The 15505-nt window shown below is 49.5% G+C and carries 17 protein-coding genes; 14 read left to right on the plus strand and 3 right to left on the minus strand.

The window, feature by feature from the left end; translation table 11 throughout:
• The first annotated feature begins 1 nt into the window (after position 1).
• Positions 2–1321: a 6-phospho-beta-glucosidase gene (locus AAZT04_RS08355; protein WP_434679667.1), complete on the plus strand. Its 1320-nt coding sequence runs from the start codon at positions 2–4 to the stop codon at positions 1319–1321.
• Positions 1322–1442: 121 nt separating this feature from the next.
• Here AAZT04_RS08355 and AAZT04_RS08360 read toward each other — a convergent pair whose 3' ends face one another.
• Positions 1443–1772 carry a thioredoxin family protein gene (locus AAZT04_RS08360; protein ID WP_015697014.1) on the minus strand — a complete coding sequence of 110 codons (330 nt, stop codon included), beginning with the start codon at positions 1770–1772 and terminating at the stop codon, positions 1443–1445.
• Between the two features lie 360 nt (positions 1773–2132).
• On the opposite strand from AAZT04_RS08360, the gene AAZT04_RS08365 reads away from it, so the two are divergent.
• Positions 2133–2906, plus strand: a complete 774-nt coding sequence (locus AAZT04_RS08365) for a helix-turn-helix transcriptional regulator (protein WP_224259091.1) — start codon at positions 2133–2135, stop codon at positions 2904–2906.
• Here the strand turns inward: AAZT04_RS08365 and AAZT04_RS08370 are convergent.
• Positions 2890–3453: a YbhB/YbcL family Raf kinase inhibitor-like protein gene (locus AAZT04_RS08370; RefSeq protein WP_032693561.1), complete on the minus strand. Its 564-nt coding sequence runs from the start codon at positions 3451–3453 to the stop codon at positions 2890–2892. The two genes, AAZT04_RS08365 and AAZT04_RS08370, sit on opposite strands and share 17 nt — an antisense overlap.
• Positions 3454–3821: 368 nt before the next feature.
• Here AAZT04_RS08370 and AAZT04_RS08375 point away from each other — a divergent pair, with 368 nt between their 5' ends.
• The 4 genes from AAZT04_RS08375 to AAZT04_RS08390 all read left to right on the plus strand — a co-directional run bounded on the left by AAZT04_RS08375 (position 3822) and on the right by AAZT04_RS08390 (position 7387).
• Complete coding sequence (locus AAZT04_RS08375) at positions 3822–4928, plus strand: alkene reductase (RefSeq protein WP_032693562.1); 1107 nt, start codon at positions 3822–3824, stop codon at positions 4926–4928.
• Positions 4929–5009: 81 nt separating this feature from the next.
• Entirely contained in the window at positions 5010–5711 is a 702-nt protein-coding gene (locus tag AAZT04_RS08380; protein WP_032693563.1) for a DsbA family oxidoreductase, read from the plus strand.
• Between the two features lie 62 nt (positions 5712–5773).
• Positions 5774–6547, plus strand: a complete 774-nt coding sequence (locus tag AAZT04_RS08385; protein ID WP_032693564.1) for an SDR family NAD(P)-dependent oxidoreductase — start codon at positions 5774–5776, stop codon at positions 6545–6547.
• Positions 6548–6634: 87 nt separating this feature from the next.
• Positions 6635–7387 carry an alpha/beta hydrolase family protein gene (locus tag AAZT04_RS08390; RefSeq protein ID WP_007374395.1) on the plus strand — a complete coding sequence of 251 codons (753 nt, stop codon included), beginning with the start codon at positions 6635–6637 and terminating at the stop codon, positions 7385–7387.
• Positions 7388–7631: 244 nt separating this feature from the next.
• Here the strand turns inward: AAZT04_RS08390 and AAZT04_RS08395 are convergent, their stop codons facing one another.
• Positions 7632–8126, minus strand: a complete 495-nt coding sequence (locus tag AAZT04_RS08395; RefSeq protein WP_120150983.1) for a thioredoxin family protein — start codon at positions 8124–8126, stop codon at positions 7632–7634.
• A gap of 187 nt (positions 8127–8313) precedes the next feature.
• Here AAZT04_RS08395 and AAZT04_RS08400 point away from each other — a divergent pair, with 187 nt between their 5' ends.
• The 8 genes from AAZT04_RS08400 (at position 8314) to AAZT04_RS08435 (ending at position 15499) form a co-directional block, all read left to right on the plus strand.
• On the plus strand, positions 8314–9162 hold the full coding sequence (locus AAZT04_RS08400) for a DMT family transporter (protein ID WP_159214469.1): 849 nt from the start codon (positions 8314–8316) through the stop codon (positions 9160–9162).
• Between the two features lie 130 nt (positions 9163–9292).
• The gene (locus AAZT04_RS08405) at positions 9293–10516 is read left to right on the plus strand and encodes a MalY/PatB family protein (RefSeq protein ID WP_015697022.1); all 1224 of its coding nucleotides are present in this window, start codon (positions 9293–9295) and stop codon (positions 10514–10516) included.
• A 61-nt stretch (positions 10517–10577) separates the two neighbouring features.
• A complete protein-coding gene (gene dsbG, locus AAZT04_RS08410) occupies positions 10578–11339 on the plus strand; it encodes a thiol:disulfide interchange protein DsbG (RefSeq protein ID WP_120150980.1) in 762 nt (253 codons plus the stop codon).
• A 223-nt stretch (positions 11340–11562) separates the two neighbouring features.
• The gene (locus AAZT04_RS08415) at positions 11563–11874 is read left to right on the plus strand and encodes a hypothetical protein (protein WP_071825604.1); all 312 of its coding nucleotides are present in this window, start codon (positions 11563–11565) and stop codon (positions 11872–11874) included.
• A gap of 198 nt (positions 11875–12072) precedes the next feature.
• Positions 12073–13041, plus strand: coding sequence for a sugar-binding transcriptional regulator (locus tag AAZT04_RS08420; RefSeq protein WP_015697025.1), 969 nt, complete (start codon positions 12073–12075; stop codon positions 13039–13041).
• A 418-nt stretch (positions 13042–13459) separates the two neighbouring features.
• A complete protein-coding gene (gatA, locus tag AAZT04_RS08425; protein WP_434679675.1) occupies positions 13460–13909 on the plus strand; it encodes a PTS galactitol transporter subunit IIA in 450 nt (149 codons plus the stop codon).
• Between the two features lie 18 nt (positions 13910–13927).
• Complete coding sequence (locus tag AAZT04_RS08430; protein WP_024359913.1) at positions 13928–14221, plus strand: PTS sugar transporter subunit IIB; 294 nt, start codon at positions 13928–13930, stop codon at positions 14219–14221.
• Positions 14222–14245: 24 nt separating this feature from the next.
• Complete coding sequence (locus AAZT04_RS08435) at positions 14246–15499, plus strand: PTS transporter subunit IIC (protein ID WP_020439340.1); 1254 nt, start codon at positions 14246–14248, stop codon at positions 15497–15499.
• The last annotated feature ends 6 nt before the right edge of the window (positions 15500–15505 follow it).

A 15505-nucleotide genomic window follows, 5' to 3' on the forward strand; every position in this document is an offset into this window, starting at 1 on the left:
AATGAAGGGTCTTAAGTTAGTGGTTATTGGAGCGGGTTCAAGCTACACACCTGAACTGATGGAAGGCATTATCAAGCGTCAAAATGAATTTCCGATCCGCGTGTTATGGCTGGTTGATATTGAGGATGGCCGTGAAAAAATGGCGATCATTGCGGGCCTCACCCGACGGATGCTGGAAAAAAATGGGCTGGATATACCGGTTTATGAAACCCTTGACCGCACAGAAGCACTGCTCGGTGCCGATTTTGTTTGTTCTCAGTTCAGGGCCGGCTGCCTGGACGCACGGATCAGCGACGAAAGGATATCGCTGAAATACGACATGATCGGTCAGGAGACCAATGGTCTGGGTGGATTTGCCAATGCATGCCGCACTATCCCGATTGCATTGGCTATAGCGAAAGAAATGGAACAACTGTGCCCGGATGCCTGGTTGCTGAACTTCACCAACCCGTCGGGAATGGTCACTGAAGCGATACTGAAACACAGCACAGTCAAAACCGTAGGGCTGTGCAACGTGCCTGTTATTATGCAAAAGGGTATTGCCAGTGCTTTAGGTGTCAGCGATATCAATGAATTTATCATGCAGGTCGCGGGACTTAATCACTTCATTTTTGCGCGCCATATTTATCATGAGGGTAAGGATAAGCTTCCTCAAGTCATTGAGCTGATTTCAGAGGGTAATGATCCGTTGGTGCCTAAAAATATTCCTCCTTTCAAATGGCCGGATCGGTTGTTGGCAAATATGGGAATGATACCTTGCCCCTACCTGCGTTATTACTACATGAGTGACGACATGTACCGTCAGGAGCTTGGCGAAGCACAAGGGGAAGGGACACGTGGTGAGATCGTAAAGGAGCTCGAAAGAGAACTATTCGAAATTTATCGAAACCCGGAACTCGCCGAGAAACCGAAAGCGCTGGAAGGTCGGGGAGGGCAGTACTATTCGGATGCGGCATGTGAATTGATGAGCGCAATATATAACGACAAACGCATCATCATGCATGTCAATACGCGAAACGATGGTGCGATTGCGGGCCTGCCGGATGACTGTGCGGTTGAGGTCAGTTCAATGATCACCCGTTCTGGACCGATACCACTGAATGTCGAACCTTTCCCGGAAGATGTACTTCGTCTGATTCAACTGATGAAAAGCTTTGAGCAATTGACCATTGAGGCAGCCATCAGTGGTAATCGGTATACGGCATGGCGTGCCTTGGTTATTAATCCCCTAGTCAAAAGCGGCCAACTGCTTGAAAATGCATTGGATGAAGTGATCGAACATAACAAAGCGTTGATGCCGGCCTTCCAACGCAATAAATAACGCTAAGCAGACAGGTCGGTTATTTTATAACAAAGCGGTTATCACTGTGAACGAGGGGTAACCGCTTGCCGATGATGCATCAGACCGCGAAGAGACTTTTTTAAACATAGATAAAAGGGCATTACTGCCCTTTTTTCAGCTCTGACAATGCTTGCTGATAAAACCCTGCCGATTTAACACCCGGTATACGCTGGACCAACTGCCCATCCTTGAACATCAGTACGGACGGCAGGCCCCAAATTTCATATTTGGTGGTCAGCACCGGTGCCAGATCCACATTCACTTTGCCGACTTTGACGTCGCTTTCAATCTGCTCGGCAAAATGGTTAAAAATGTCTTCACTCATCTGGCAAGGTGGGCACCAGGGGGCAGAGAAGCGCACCACAGCAACTCCTTCATGCCTCTCGATTTCTCTAAAATTATCTTCATTGTAAAGGGTTAATTCACGCATCATTCACTCCTGCAGGATGTAACTTTGCAGTAATACTACCTACCAGTTGGTAGGTTTAATTAACATAAAAAGCTATCATCGATATAAAGGTGCTTAAGCGAAGACAATGCCATGTTTTATCATTGGCTAAGCGTCATCTTATGTGGACGGCGTGCTGAGGATTATGATATTTCACTCCATCTGAATAAGAACACTGACGTATTGTAAAATCGGGATTACTTTATAAAAAAGCAAGCCCATCCATAAAGTGTCGGCCTACAGGGCAGGCCTATTCCTTTTCGTAAGGCGATGATGGAAAGAACATTATCCAGTCGTATTAATGTGGGGAGTACAGCGCATGTACTGCATACGCAGCCCCTGATGATGCGCCATATCACTATAGATGAACCCACAATCATCCTGGTCCGCCATGGCAGGAAAATAATCCGCTGGGCGCAAGAGGAGATAACGCTGGAAGCGGGGGACGCGGTGGTCATCGGGGAGGGGCACTCTTTTGATATCATCAATACACCATCACCTTTAACGGGTACGTACGAAGCATCATGGCTGAGTTTTTGTGCCGATTTCGTCCAAAACTACTGCTTCATGCATGCCCCACGTATGAGCATGCACGAAGCAAATAAAATGGCGGAGCCAGGCAACAGTTTTCGCCGGGCCTTTTATCACACCGCGGAGGCCATTACAGATACTGAAAACATACCTGAAAGTATCGTGGCCAGGCGTATGGAAGAGATGCTGAGTTGGCTGGATGAATACCGCATTTTCTTCGCGCTGAAACAACATACCGGACTGGCGATAAAAATCCGCAAACTCGTTGCAGCAGACATATCACAAGACTGGAATACTGCGCAGGTAGCGGCTGAATTGGGTATGTCGGCCACCACCCTGAGACGCCATCTGCATGCCGAAAATACGTCATTTACCCATCTGGTGACTGACATTCGCATGTGCCGCGCCCTGACACTTTTGCAGGTGACCGATCTTTCAGTCACCCGCATATCCCTGGAAGTCGGCTATGAAAATCCGTCTAAGTTCGCCGCCAGATTTCGAACTCGCTTCGGATTCAGCCCCAGCCTGGTCCGGGTTTCCGGCCAGGCTATCGGCAACCTGGCTGCGGTTAGCGGCCCTGCGTAATCTGAAGATGCGCTTCGCCCAGTGAGTTCGCTTTTGCCATAAAGCCGACCAGGGCGGGCGTCGAGTCCGCCGTTATTCCCGGAAGTTTGTCGACACGAAGTGCCGTCAGCGTGATCTCATAACGGTGCGTTTCACCCTTCGGCGGGCAAGGGCCGCCATAACCCGGGATACCGAAATCAGTCCGGGTCTGAAGAGCCCCTTGCGGGAGATTTTTGTTATCCGCCGTTATCCCAGCCGGTAACGAGTGAAGAGATGAGGGAATATTCACCACCTGCCAGTGGATCCAACCGAGGCCTGTCGGCGCATCCCTATCATAAATTTTGAGAGCGAAGCTTTGAGTTCCTGCCGGCGCGCCACTCCAGTTAAAAGAGGGGGCAAGGTTTCCACCGCTGCACCCAAATCCATAAGGTGAACTCAGGGTCTGAGCTGCGGGGAAACGGTTTTTTTCAAGCTCATGACTTGTCAGCGTAAAACTGGCTGAAAAAGCGACCTGGCTCGACAACGCCAAGCATAATGTACTGATAACAGTAAGGTGAAGTTTGGACATTTACTCTTCTCCATCGGGGTGATTAATATCCCAATGATAAGGGGAGAGAAAGACTCCTCGCCGCCCTGAACCGGCCAGTCTTAGCTCCATAACGCCCAATAATGATATTTGTAATTCCCTGATTTCACAGGATGACGACCATCTCACCGACGGGAGCTCACCTTACACAGCATTCCCTGTGCCTGTATCCGGTGACAAAAGGACAGCATGATTTGTTCTTTTACCTATTGACCAATCAACTAGTAGGTAGGTATAGTGCAGCCATACGCTTAACCGGCATCAGGAAGCGATCGTCAGCTCCCCGGCCCGCTAAGTATTAACTCCGGCCCCAGCGGGGCTTTTCTCTCTTTCGCCTTGCGAGGTATACGATGAGTAAGTTGTTCACCCCCTACAATCTGTCAGGCATGCAGTTAAAAAACCGCGTGGTCATGGCCCCGATGACCCGCACCCGCACAATGAACGACGTGCCGGATGACGTCGTTGCACTTTACTACGCCCAGCGCGCCTCTGCGGGGCTGCTTATCACCGAAGGCATGCCTGTTTCTGAAGAAGGGCGCGGCTATCTGTATACCCCGGGGATCTACAACGCTGCACACGTTCAGGGCTGGCGCAAAGTGACCGATGCGGTACATGCGAAGGGCGGTCGTATTTTTGCTCAGTTGTGGCATGTGGGGCGGATGTCTCATACCTCTATTCAGCCGGGCAACATCGCGCCAGTTTCCGCCGGTACCGTACAAGCGGTTAACACCACCGTCTTTGCACTGACCGATTCTGGCGAACCGGGGCCTGTCGTTCCAAGCCAGCCGCGTGCGCTGGAAACCGCAGAAGTTCGACGCGTTACCGCTGACTTTGTCCATTCAGCGCGTCTGGCAATGGAGGCCGGGTTTGACGGCGTGGAAATCATGGCGGCGAACGGCTTCATTTTCGACCAGTTCCTCAGCAGTGAACTGAACCCTCGCACTGATGAATACGGTGGCTCTGTGGAAAACCGTCAGCGGTTCCTGCTGGAAACGGTGGATGCCATCTCTGCGGCTATTGGTAGCAATAAGGTGGGCTTGCGCATTTCACCGTTCGGGCGGATTTACGACCTGGCGCCTTATGAAGGTGAAGAAGAGATTTGGGCCAGTATCGCTGCGGCCCTCGGCCAACGTGAGCTGGCTTATGTGCACCTCTATTATCAACCTGTTTATACCCAGGCACCGGTACCTGCCGGTTTCAAAGCCGCGTTCCGTAAAACTCTGGGGGGCACCGTTATTGCCGCCGGCGGCTTCACCCGCGAGATTGCCGAAACCGCACTTGAGGCAGACGAACTGGATCTTGTTGCGTTTGGCGTGCCGTACATCGCCAACCCTGATTTGGTCGAAAGAATGCAGAACGGCTGGCCGCTGGCTGAAAGCGATCGCACGACGTATTACGGCGTGACGGGGTCGCCGGAAAAAGGCTACACCGATTATCCCGCCTGGGAAGCCAACTAACGCCACGAAGCCGGTGGTATTTGCGGTGCTCACATAAAGAGGCACCGCCAGACGACATTAATGGGGTATTCAGGAGCCAATATGCAAACCCTTAAGCCGATTATTACGATAGATATCTGGTCAGATCTGGTCTGCCCCTGGTGTTGGATTGCCAAAAAGCGTTTCGAACAGGGCCTTGCCGCCTTTGAACACAAGGAACAGGTCGTGGTCCGCCACCACAGTTTCCGTATTTCCGGCGACCGGCCTGCCGTGCCGTTCCGCAAAGCCCTTTACAAGAAGTTTGGCGGGGAACATGGGGCGGAACTGATGATGAATCAGGTGGGCACGGCCGGGAAGGCAGAAGGGCTCCAGTATAACTTTGACACCATGCTCTTTGGCGATACCGAAGATGCCCATACGCTGCTCGCGGCTGCACGTCACGCCAATATGGGCGACGCCATGGCAGAACGGTTTTATCGGGCCAGTGTGACTGAGGGGCGTTCCATTTTCGATCCGCAGGAGCTCATTGCGTTAGCTACAGAAGTGGGCATGTCCAGAGCCGACGCTGAAAGTGCCCTTGCCAATGAGGCCTTCCGTGCATCGGTGGCTGAAGATGAAGCCCATGCCCGGTCGATCGGGGTCAGCGGTGTCCCGCTGTTCCTGCTCAATGAAAAATATGCCATCAGCGGCGCGCAATCTGCGGACAACTTCCTGAACGCGTTGAAGCAAGTCTGGGAAGAAAAAGCGGCTGAATTGGCAAAAACCGACGGCCAGACCTGCGGCGCTGACGGTTGCAGCATCTGAAACCTGAACGAGCCGGCTGCATGACTGCCGGCAAATCTACCCTGCAAATAACGGAGTTCAAAATGAGCGATTACTTTAAAGGCAAAAAAATGCTTGTCGTGGGTGGCACCAGCGGCATGGGTCTGGAAACGGCGCGTATGGTGCTGAAAGCCGGTGGCAGCGTGGTACTGACGGGCAATAAAAAAGACAAGGCAGAAGCGGTTCAGAAAGAGCTGAGCCCACTGGGTTCCGTGTCCGTGATTGCGGCAAACCTGATGACCGAAGAGGGCATGAACGCCATTCGTCAGGAGATTAATGCTAATCATCGCGATATTAGCCTGATGGTCAATGCGGCCGGGATCTTCATGCCGAAAGGCTTTACCGAGCATTTGGAAGCCGATTACGACATGTACCTGATGTTGAACCGGGCAACCTTCTTCATCACGCAGGACGTGGTGAAGAACATGCTGGCCGACGGCCGTGAAGGGGCGATTGTGAACGTGGGCTCCATTGGCGCGCAAGCCGCACTCGGCGACTCACCGGCTTCCGCGTACTCCATGGCCAAAGCCGGTCTCCACGCCTTGACACGCAACCTGGCCATTGAGCTGGCCAGTGCGGGTATCCGCGTGAACGCGGTCTCGCCAGGGATCGTGCATACCCCGATTTATGAAGGCTTCATGGCGAAAGAAGACATTGCCGGCGCAATGCAATCGCTGAACGCTTTCCATCCGCTGGGGCGTGTCGGCACGCCGGAAGATGTGGCCAATACCATCTTCTTCCTGTTGTCCGACAAAGCCTCTTGGGTGACTGGCGCAATCTGGGATGTCGACGCCGGTATCATGGCCGTTCGCAGATAAGCTCGTCGTAACCTCGCAAAGCCGCCCCATGATGGGGCGGCTGATAGGCATCTTGCTTGTAATTCAACCATTCTTAAAGTTAACATAATGAAAAAATTGAAATTTACCTTCAAAAATGCAGAAGGTGAGGAACTTGCCGGGTTGCTTGAATTGCCAGAAAATCCAAAAGCCTTTGCCCTGTTGGCGCACTGCTTTACATGCGGGAAGGATCTGAAAGGTGCTGCACGCATTGCCAGGAAACTGACAGAAAATTCAATTGCGGTGCTTCGCTTTGATTTCACCGGGTTAGGCAACAGCGAAGGCGATTTTTCCAATACCAATTTTTCCTCGAATATTTCTGACCTGCTGTGCGCGGTCGATTATCTTCGTCGGGAATACGAGGCTCCTTCGCTGCTGATCGGTCACAGCCTTGGCGGTTCGGCAATCCTCTCTATTGCAGCCAAAGTGCCTGAAGCCAGAGCGGTCGTAACCATAGGTTCGCCAGGCGAATTGACGCATGTACAGCGGTTGTTCAAAGACAATATCGAAGATATCAGGAACCATGGCGCTTTCCCGGTAGAGCTTGCAGGCCGGGTATTCACGCTCAAAAAGCAAATGCTGGATAACATTCAGGAGCATAAAATAGCGGAGAAGGTATTTACCATGAATAAGCCGCTGCTGATTTTTCATGCTCCCAATGATGATACCGTGCTGATTGAACAGGCAGAGAAAATTTTTAAAGCCGCCAGACACCCCAAAAGCTTTATCTCACTGGGTGAAGCAGATCATCTTCTGACGCATCCTCAGGATGCGGAATATGTTGCCGGGATTATCGTTGCCTGGAGTTCTGCTTACATTTAGAGGGCGTGTAAAGCTTCGCGAAGCTGCTGGTGCTGTCGTTGGCCACTGAATAAACGGGTGTAGCATTTTGATTGCACATACAAAACTGCGTAGCATGCTTTCTTTACGCGAAAAAAGCCCTGCTTAGATGCAGGGCTAAGGGCATTGTTGCTATGGTTTATTTTTATTATTTCCCTGGCATTGCTCAACTTCCAGGTTTATTACCTTCAAGTTGAGATTCAATTAATTTAACTTTAACGCTCTCTTATTTTCCTGGAAAAATTGAAGTCACTTCGCGGGCGGTATCGACCAGAAGCTCACCGATTTTGTACCTCTCGCTCACTTCTCCATTGTTGCCGGTAGCATTTTCAGGTCGTTCAATAAACTGCCCCAGCGGAGTCGCGTTCTCATCCAGTACCACGGCAAACGGAATTTTGACTTTATCGACACCAAAGTGTGCCTTAAAGACGGCTTCAGCCTTGTCGCGGGTGATAATACCCAGACGTATTGCCGGCGCTGACGCGGCAATGGCATGGATTACAGGCAAGTTTTTATGGCAGTCGGGGCACCACATTTCAGCAGCTACCAGAATGCTGTACGAACCCGGAAGTTGCGAGAGCTTACTGATGACATCGTCAGGTAATGCCTCGTTGGCAAGCCCCTCAAAATGCCGTAATGCATTGCGGTCTTCTTCTGCTCCGCTGCCAACAAATTCGTTATAATCTGATGCTGCTTCGAGCAGTACGTTGAAATCTTGCATATGTTCTCCTTTATTAGTAACAAGTCTACGGCTTCACATAAATCTGGCAATGATAAAGGCCAATGCTCCAGGCATGACCTGAAAAGGCGTACCATTTTAGTGTCTGGCTGCCATAAGTAGACATTGCCATCCTACCTACTAATTGATAGATTATCACGTAATTTGTTAATTTTGAGGCGTCACGCTGATGGGGCGGTCTGTTGGATTCAAGATAGTGATAGCAATGATGGCATTCGCAGCCAATTCTGTGCTCTGTCGGATTGCGTTGAAAGGCGAACATATTGACCCGGTGACGTTCAGTGACCTTCGCCTGATGAGCGGGGCGGTGGTCTTGTTACCACTGTTGTTGAGACGTGAGGGGAAAAAGCAGGGCGTCTGGAGCTTGAAAAGCGGGTTCTTTCTTATGGCCTACGCCCTGTGTTTCTCCCTTGCCTATATCCATTTGGATACAGGAACAGGTGCTTTGCTCTTGTTTGGCGTTGTGCAACTGGCGATGGTGGCTCATGGCCTTTTCCATGGGGAAAGGCTGTCTTTTTCCAGAGCAACGGGGCTTGGGCTGGCTGTAGCCGGCATGGCTGCTCTTCTCTTACCTGGTGCCAAAATGCCCCCCTTGGGCAGCGCTGTTCTGATGGCGCTTTCAGGCCTTGCCTGGGCGGCTTATACCCTTTGCGGAAAGCGCTCTCCCAATGCAGCGCAGGCCACTGCGGCAAATTTCATCCTTGCTGTACCTTTTGCCCTGGTGTTGTCGCCGTTCATTAGCCAGGGAGCGCACTTCGACGGTATCGGAATTCTCCTGGCAGTGCTCTCTGGTGCGGGTGCTTCTGCAGGAGCCTATGTGCTGTGGTATTCACTTTTACCTCGTCTTGAGTCTGTTGCAGCCAGTACGGTTCAGTTGAGTGTGCCCTGTCTGGCGATGCTGGGAGGCGTAACATTTTTGGGCGAGTCATTGAGCCTCAGAATGGCATTTTCAACGCTGGCAGTCCTTGCGGGCATTCTGTTGGTGATCAAGGCACCGGGTCAGAAAATACGGCAGTGATATCAACGTGCCAGTCATGACTTGATCACTCTACAAATGGTTTTTTAGGTTTTAAAGCAATGGAATATCTAATCGTTAGCAAAATCAGTGACGCTGTGACCTCTTTGGATAAACTAATCGGGTAACCTCTATGAAATACGATTTTGATGAAGCAGTGGACAGGGCAGGGACAGACAGCTTAACCATCGACGGCTGGCGTGAATATATGTTTGGTGCCCATGAAGGCCCCGCGCCGGAAGTACCGGCCAATGGTTTTATAAACCTCTGGGTAGCAGACATGGCTTTTTCCACCCCCGAGCCGGTGCTTGAAGCCATACGTTCCCGGTTAGATAAAAAAATTCTTGGCTACACCCGCATTTATGACAGGGATTACTATGAGATTTTTGGGGCCTGGTGTGAAAGGAATTACGGATACCGGTTTCAGGAAGAAAGCATTGTTTTCTCCCCGGGTATTATCCCTGCGCTTAACCGATTGGTGCCGTTACTGACCCACGAAGAAGACAGCATCCTCATCCTGACCCCTTCTTACGCACCGTTTAAAAAAGCCGGAGACTATAGCGGTCGTCGCGTCGTCGATTGCCCGCTTAGAAATAACGAAGGCCACTGGGCGGTAGATTTTGAGGCAATGGAACAAGCCCTGAGCGATGACCAGCAGCGAATTAAAGCCTTCTTTCTCTGTAACCCGCATAATCCCACCGGGCGAGTTTGGCGACGTGATGAGTTGCAGAAAATGATAGCGTTATGCCTTAAACATGATGTGTGGGTTATTTCTGATGAAATCCACTGTGATTTATCCCGCTCGGGCGTCACGCATATTCCCGCCGCGTCAATTTTTCCTGAAAATCATAAAATTATCACCTGCATGTCGACCAGCAAAACGTTCAACCTGGCGGGTAACCTGCTGGCAAACATCATGATCCCTGATGCCTCAGTGAGAGCCGAATGGCTTCGCCTGCATGATGATTTTATCTCTCCGCTGAGCCTGGTGGCTAACAAGGCCGCCTGGTCCGAGTGCGATGAGTGGTTGACTCAGGTCAGGCACTACATTGACGAGAACTTCCGTTTTCTGCAGGACTACCTGGGGACATATCATCCGCTGGCCCGTTTTATCATTCCTGAAGGGACTTATCTTGCCTGGATTGATATCTCTCGTCTGGTAGATGTCAGTAATCAGGAAGAGGTAACCCTCTTTTTCGCCAGACATGCGGGTGTATTGCTTGAAGGGGGGCAAATGTTTGTCAGTAACGGCGACGGGCACATCCGCCTTAATCTGGCTTGTCCACGCGCTATGCTTGCTGAGGGGCTCAACCGCATAAGCAAGGCATTGAGTGCCAGTTCTGGCGATGCTACCTGAATTTTGAAAGCAGCAGTACCTACAACGGTTCGTAACAGGGCCGTATTATATGGAGATAAGAATGAACAAATACATCCTCGCGTTATCTGCTGCACTTATCGGCTCGCAGGTTCAGGCAGCAACGCCCGCAGCGCTTCCCGCACCGATCAAGCAGTTGGAAAAACAAGGTATAGAAATAATCAAACCCTTCACGGCTCCCGGCGGGGTCCAGGGCTGGTTGGGAAAATATCAGGGAACGGGGGTGACAATTTATCTGACCCCCGATAAAAAACATGCCATATCAGGTTATATGTACGATGAGAATGGAAGTAACCTCAGCGAACAGGTCATAAAAGAGGAGATTTACATCCCTGCTGGCCGCGAGATGTGGAAAACACTGTCCAAAGCTGCCGGTATCACGGAAGGCAGTAATAATGCAAATTGTCAGATTGTCGTGTTTGCCGATCCTTTCTGTCCTTACTGTACAAAATTCAGACAGGACGTGCAGCCCTATATTAAGGACAATAAAATCGCTATGAAAACGCAGTTAGTGGGTGTCATGCAGCCCGACAGTGGCCGTTACGCGGCTGCGATATTGTCTTCTGAAAACCCCGCGAAGGTCTGGCAGGATTTCGAGTTGTCGGGTGGCAAAAACAAGCCTGCACTTTTGGAGAAAACGCCGCAGCCGATTTTCTCGCAGATCCAATACAACCAGAAATTGATGGAGGATGTGGGGGCAAGCGGTACGCCAGCAATTTATTATCTTAACCACGCCAACATGCTTCAACAGATCGTCGGTCTGCCGGACCAGCAACAGATGGCCAATCTTATAGCGTGTAAATAGTTTCTTAGTCACTGGCTACGAAATGGGTAAATTCACACATGGATGTGGGGATTTTATGAGTACACCCCTTAAAATCCTATTTTTATCTTGTGTTTATGTGGCTATCAGATCTTTTCGCTATGTGTTTTGTACTGCTTTAGAATGGCGCAGCGCAAAGTGAACGGATTGAAATGTAAATCAGCTACCCTAACTAACGAAACCCGATGCAACCTGGAGAAAAGACATGAACAGAGCTCAATTGTTTTCTTATCTTTTTTTAACGGGATTTTCCGTTATAGCGTTTGCCTGTCAGGGAGGTGAAGGCGGGAAAGGCGGAACTGGAGGAAAAGGGGGATCCGTGGTAATCGGTAATCAAAACGGTGGGGCTGGTCTTAATGGAAAAAACGGAAAATCTGGGATGAATGGTTGTCCCGGTGGAACTCAGGCCGCACCCGATGGGCATTTTTATCTGCGAGGAACACATGAGCAATGTAACCCGTTTCACGCCAAAAAACAGAAATCACAGGCCACAGCGTCACTGATTGAGAGCACATAATGTAAAGCCTTGCCACCGTCTAAAAAACTCTGGTCTCTTCACCCATTATCATCAGATGTGTCAGCTATCACACCGCCAAAAGATAAGACTCATTTGCTCATGTCAAAAGAGCAGGTAAAAGTGTACTCTTATGAGTAAATTGCAGGGGTAACAGTTTAACTCAGCTGATATTGTCTTTGGATGAAGATGGAATGCTCTATGCCTAAACGTATAAAAAACAGCCGCTGGTCAGGTTACGATCCCCGCTATATCTATTCTCTCGTCGTCCGACGTTACTTTGTTGAGATGAAGACCAAAACTGAGATTGCTGAAGAACTCGAGATTTCGAGATTTAAAGCGGCGCGTCTTATCGATGAGGCAATAAAGGAAGAGTATGTGAAGTTTCTCTTTCCAAAGCAGCAACTGCTTGACGAAGAGATCGCACTTAATCTCTGCGGAAAGTATGGTCTGCAGAAGGCAATCGTGCTTTCCGTGTCAGAATCCTGGTCCAATCAGGAAGAACTGAATGAGAAGCTGGGGGGTATCACTGCAAGTTATCTCAACAATAATCTCGCTGAGGGAATGAAGGTTGGTATTGCCTGGGGACGCGTTTTATCCAGCACAGTGAGTCAACTCACCAGCTTGCCTGCATTAGATGTTGTGCAGCTATCTGGCGTTCATCCGGGCATTGAATTTAGCCAGGGCCCGATCGACCTTATCCACAGACTGTCGACTATCTCTCAGGGCAAGGCACATCCTATGTATGTGCCGATGTGGGTGGATGATGAAAGCCTGGCCCAAAAACTTGCCAGTGATCCGGCTGTGGTGGATACCCAACAATATTATTCTCAGCTGGATGTTGTCATCACCGGTATTGGCGCCTGGAAAACGGGCTCATCCAGTTTGTGTGATATTTTTCCCGAGTCGTGGCAAAAAAATCTGTTTGAGAAAGATATCGCTGCGGATGTCTGCATTACTCTCGTTAACAGTAAAGGCGAGATCCTTGATAGCCCGATGAGCCGTCTTGGGTTTGGTATTTCAACCGAACAATTGCGTAACACGAAAACCGTGATTGGTGTGGCGGGGGGAGAACAGAAGTATGAAGGCATCGTCGCTTCCCTGAAGTCAGGCCTTTTAGATGTGTTAATCACTGACTTCGATACTGCGGTGAAGCTTGTCAATTCCTGATTGAAATAGATCCCGGAACATCAGCAACAGGGGCGTAGCCCGCGCCCTTGATCACCTTCCTCTCAGGCATGCATTAGGCACTGCTATCAGTCATTCTGTAAACCCTCATGACTTAGATCAGAGCATGGCCAAATCCTCTGACATAGGTCAGTTCGCATATATAAACCTTCAAAAAATCTATTATCCGTCTGATTTATAATAAAAATTTTACTTCCCCTCTCCGATTGACTTGATTGATCTAAAAGATGAATTACTCGATATTGCTCATATGAGCAATTATTTGCGTGCACTTATGCATTTATTTTGTGATCAGCTTATAACTTTTGCATGTTTTCTGTTTGCGCGGAAAATTGGCATGCTATAACTGCTCATGTGATCGATAGTGTTTGCTCCAATGAGCAAAAAGAGAGGTGAAAAGGTGAGTACAGTCGCTATTAATGTTGCAGATGGTGCAGCATTCAAAAATTACGATGAGGTGCTGCAGCACATCCATGAAAAGCTGTATTCAGAAGGGATAGTGAAAAAGACCTATCTGGCAGCACTGCGCGAACGCGAAGCCACGTATCCAACCGGTATTTTGCTTGATGGTTATTCTGTGGCGATCCCACATTGCGACAGCAACCAAGCCAACAGCCCGTCGATTTATATTATTCGCTTACCTGAACCGGTTCAGGTTGATCAGGCTGATGGCGACGATAAATTGTGGGTCAAACTCATTATCAATTTGGTCGTTACCGATCCGGCTAATCAGTTGCAACTGCTGAAGGCCCTTTTTAGTAATCTTCAAATGGAAGACTTTTATCAAAATTTACTTGAGCTTCCTTCCGAGAAAGCGCAGGCACTTTTTATTTCCACCGTCATGCAATAAGAGTTCAGGAGCATAATGATGATTAATATCCTCGTAGCCTGCGGGAGCGGTGTCGCAACGTCAACTATCGCTGCTGATGAAGTGAAATCCGTGTGTACAGAATATGGCATTACTCAGTTCAAAATAAATAAATGCAGCATGTCAGAACTTCCTTCTGAATTACAGAATGCTGATGTGATTTTAACCACGAATAACTACAAAGGTGATATCGGAAAACCGCATATGAGTGTGGCCGGGTTTATCACCGGGATTAATGAAGCTGTGTTACGAAAAAAACTAGGGGATTTATTAACAGAGCTGGCTAAAAACTAATAAGAAAACACAGGGGATGACAAGATGGACATGTTAAAAAACATAATGCTAACGATAACAAGCATGGGGGCAACGGCAATCCTACCACTTGTCATCTTCATTTTGGGTTTGGTTTTCCGCATGAAAGTCGGTGCTGCCATTAAGTCTGGCATCACCGTGGGTATCGGTTTCATTGGTTTAGGTTTGGTTGTTAATCTGTTGAGTACATCCCTGCAGCCGGCAATTGCCTACTATTCAAAACTGGGAAGCGGATTCACTGTGGCTGATATCGGATGGCCTGCGGTGGGAGCGGCCGCATGGGTGGCACCCTTTGCCGCTTTAGTTGTTCCAGTGGGTATTATTCTTAATTTGCTACTTGTTCGGCTTAAATTAACCAAAACGCTGAACGTTGATATCTGGAATTATATGCACTTCCTGGTTCCCGGCGCGCTGGCCTATTTCGTGTTTGACAGCTTCTTTATCGGTTTTGGCGTGGCAGTCGCACTTAGCGTTATCGCTCTGTTTATTGGCGATTTAATTGCTCCCCGTTGGCAGAAATATTATGGCCTGGAAGGGACGACCTGTACCACCATGATCCATATAGGCTGGACATTACCTTTTGCACTGCTGGTCAATAAAATTATCGACCTGATCCCCGGCCTGAACAAGCTCGACGTTGATTTGGAGAGCGTACAGAAACGTCTGGGTGTTTTTGGTGAACCCGCTATCATCGGTGTCATTGTAGGTTGTCTGCTTGGACTGCTGACTAAACAGCCTGTGACCACTATTGTCCCGATGGCAATGGGGGTGGCTGCGGTAATGGTGCTCCTGCCTAAAGTGGTGGGTGTCCTGATGGAAGGACTGTCTCCAATTGGGAAAAGTGCCAAAGAGATTATGCAAAAGCAGATGGGTAAAGACGCCGAACTGAACATCGGTATGGACTGTGCACTGGCACTGGGCGACCCAGCGACCATCACCGTCACCGTTATCACCATTCCGTTGACCATGCTTTGCGCACTGATTTTACCGGGGATCATGATTTTCCCAATCGGCGTTCTGATGTCAATCATCTATATGACAACCATGACCGTAATGGCCAGCAACGGAAACGTCATCCGCTCAATTATTTCAACCTTACTGTTCAGTATTGTCGTGATGTATTTAGGAGGGTATGTGGCTCCGGGTGCAACCCAATTCCTGCATGGCGCAGGCGTCGGCTTGCAGGGGCAGGGTACGGACTTTGTACTGACTGGCCCGTGGGAAGTATTGACGTATTGGTTGAGCACTGTATTCCATTGATTTTAA

The organism is Serratia sp. Je.1.23.a (genome assembly GCF_051129805.1).
GTDB classification, from domain to species: Bacteria; Pseudomonadota; Gammaproteobacteria; order Enterobacterales; family Enterobacteriaceae; genus Serratia; species Serratia liquefaciens.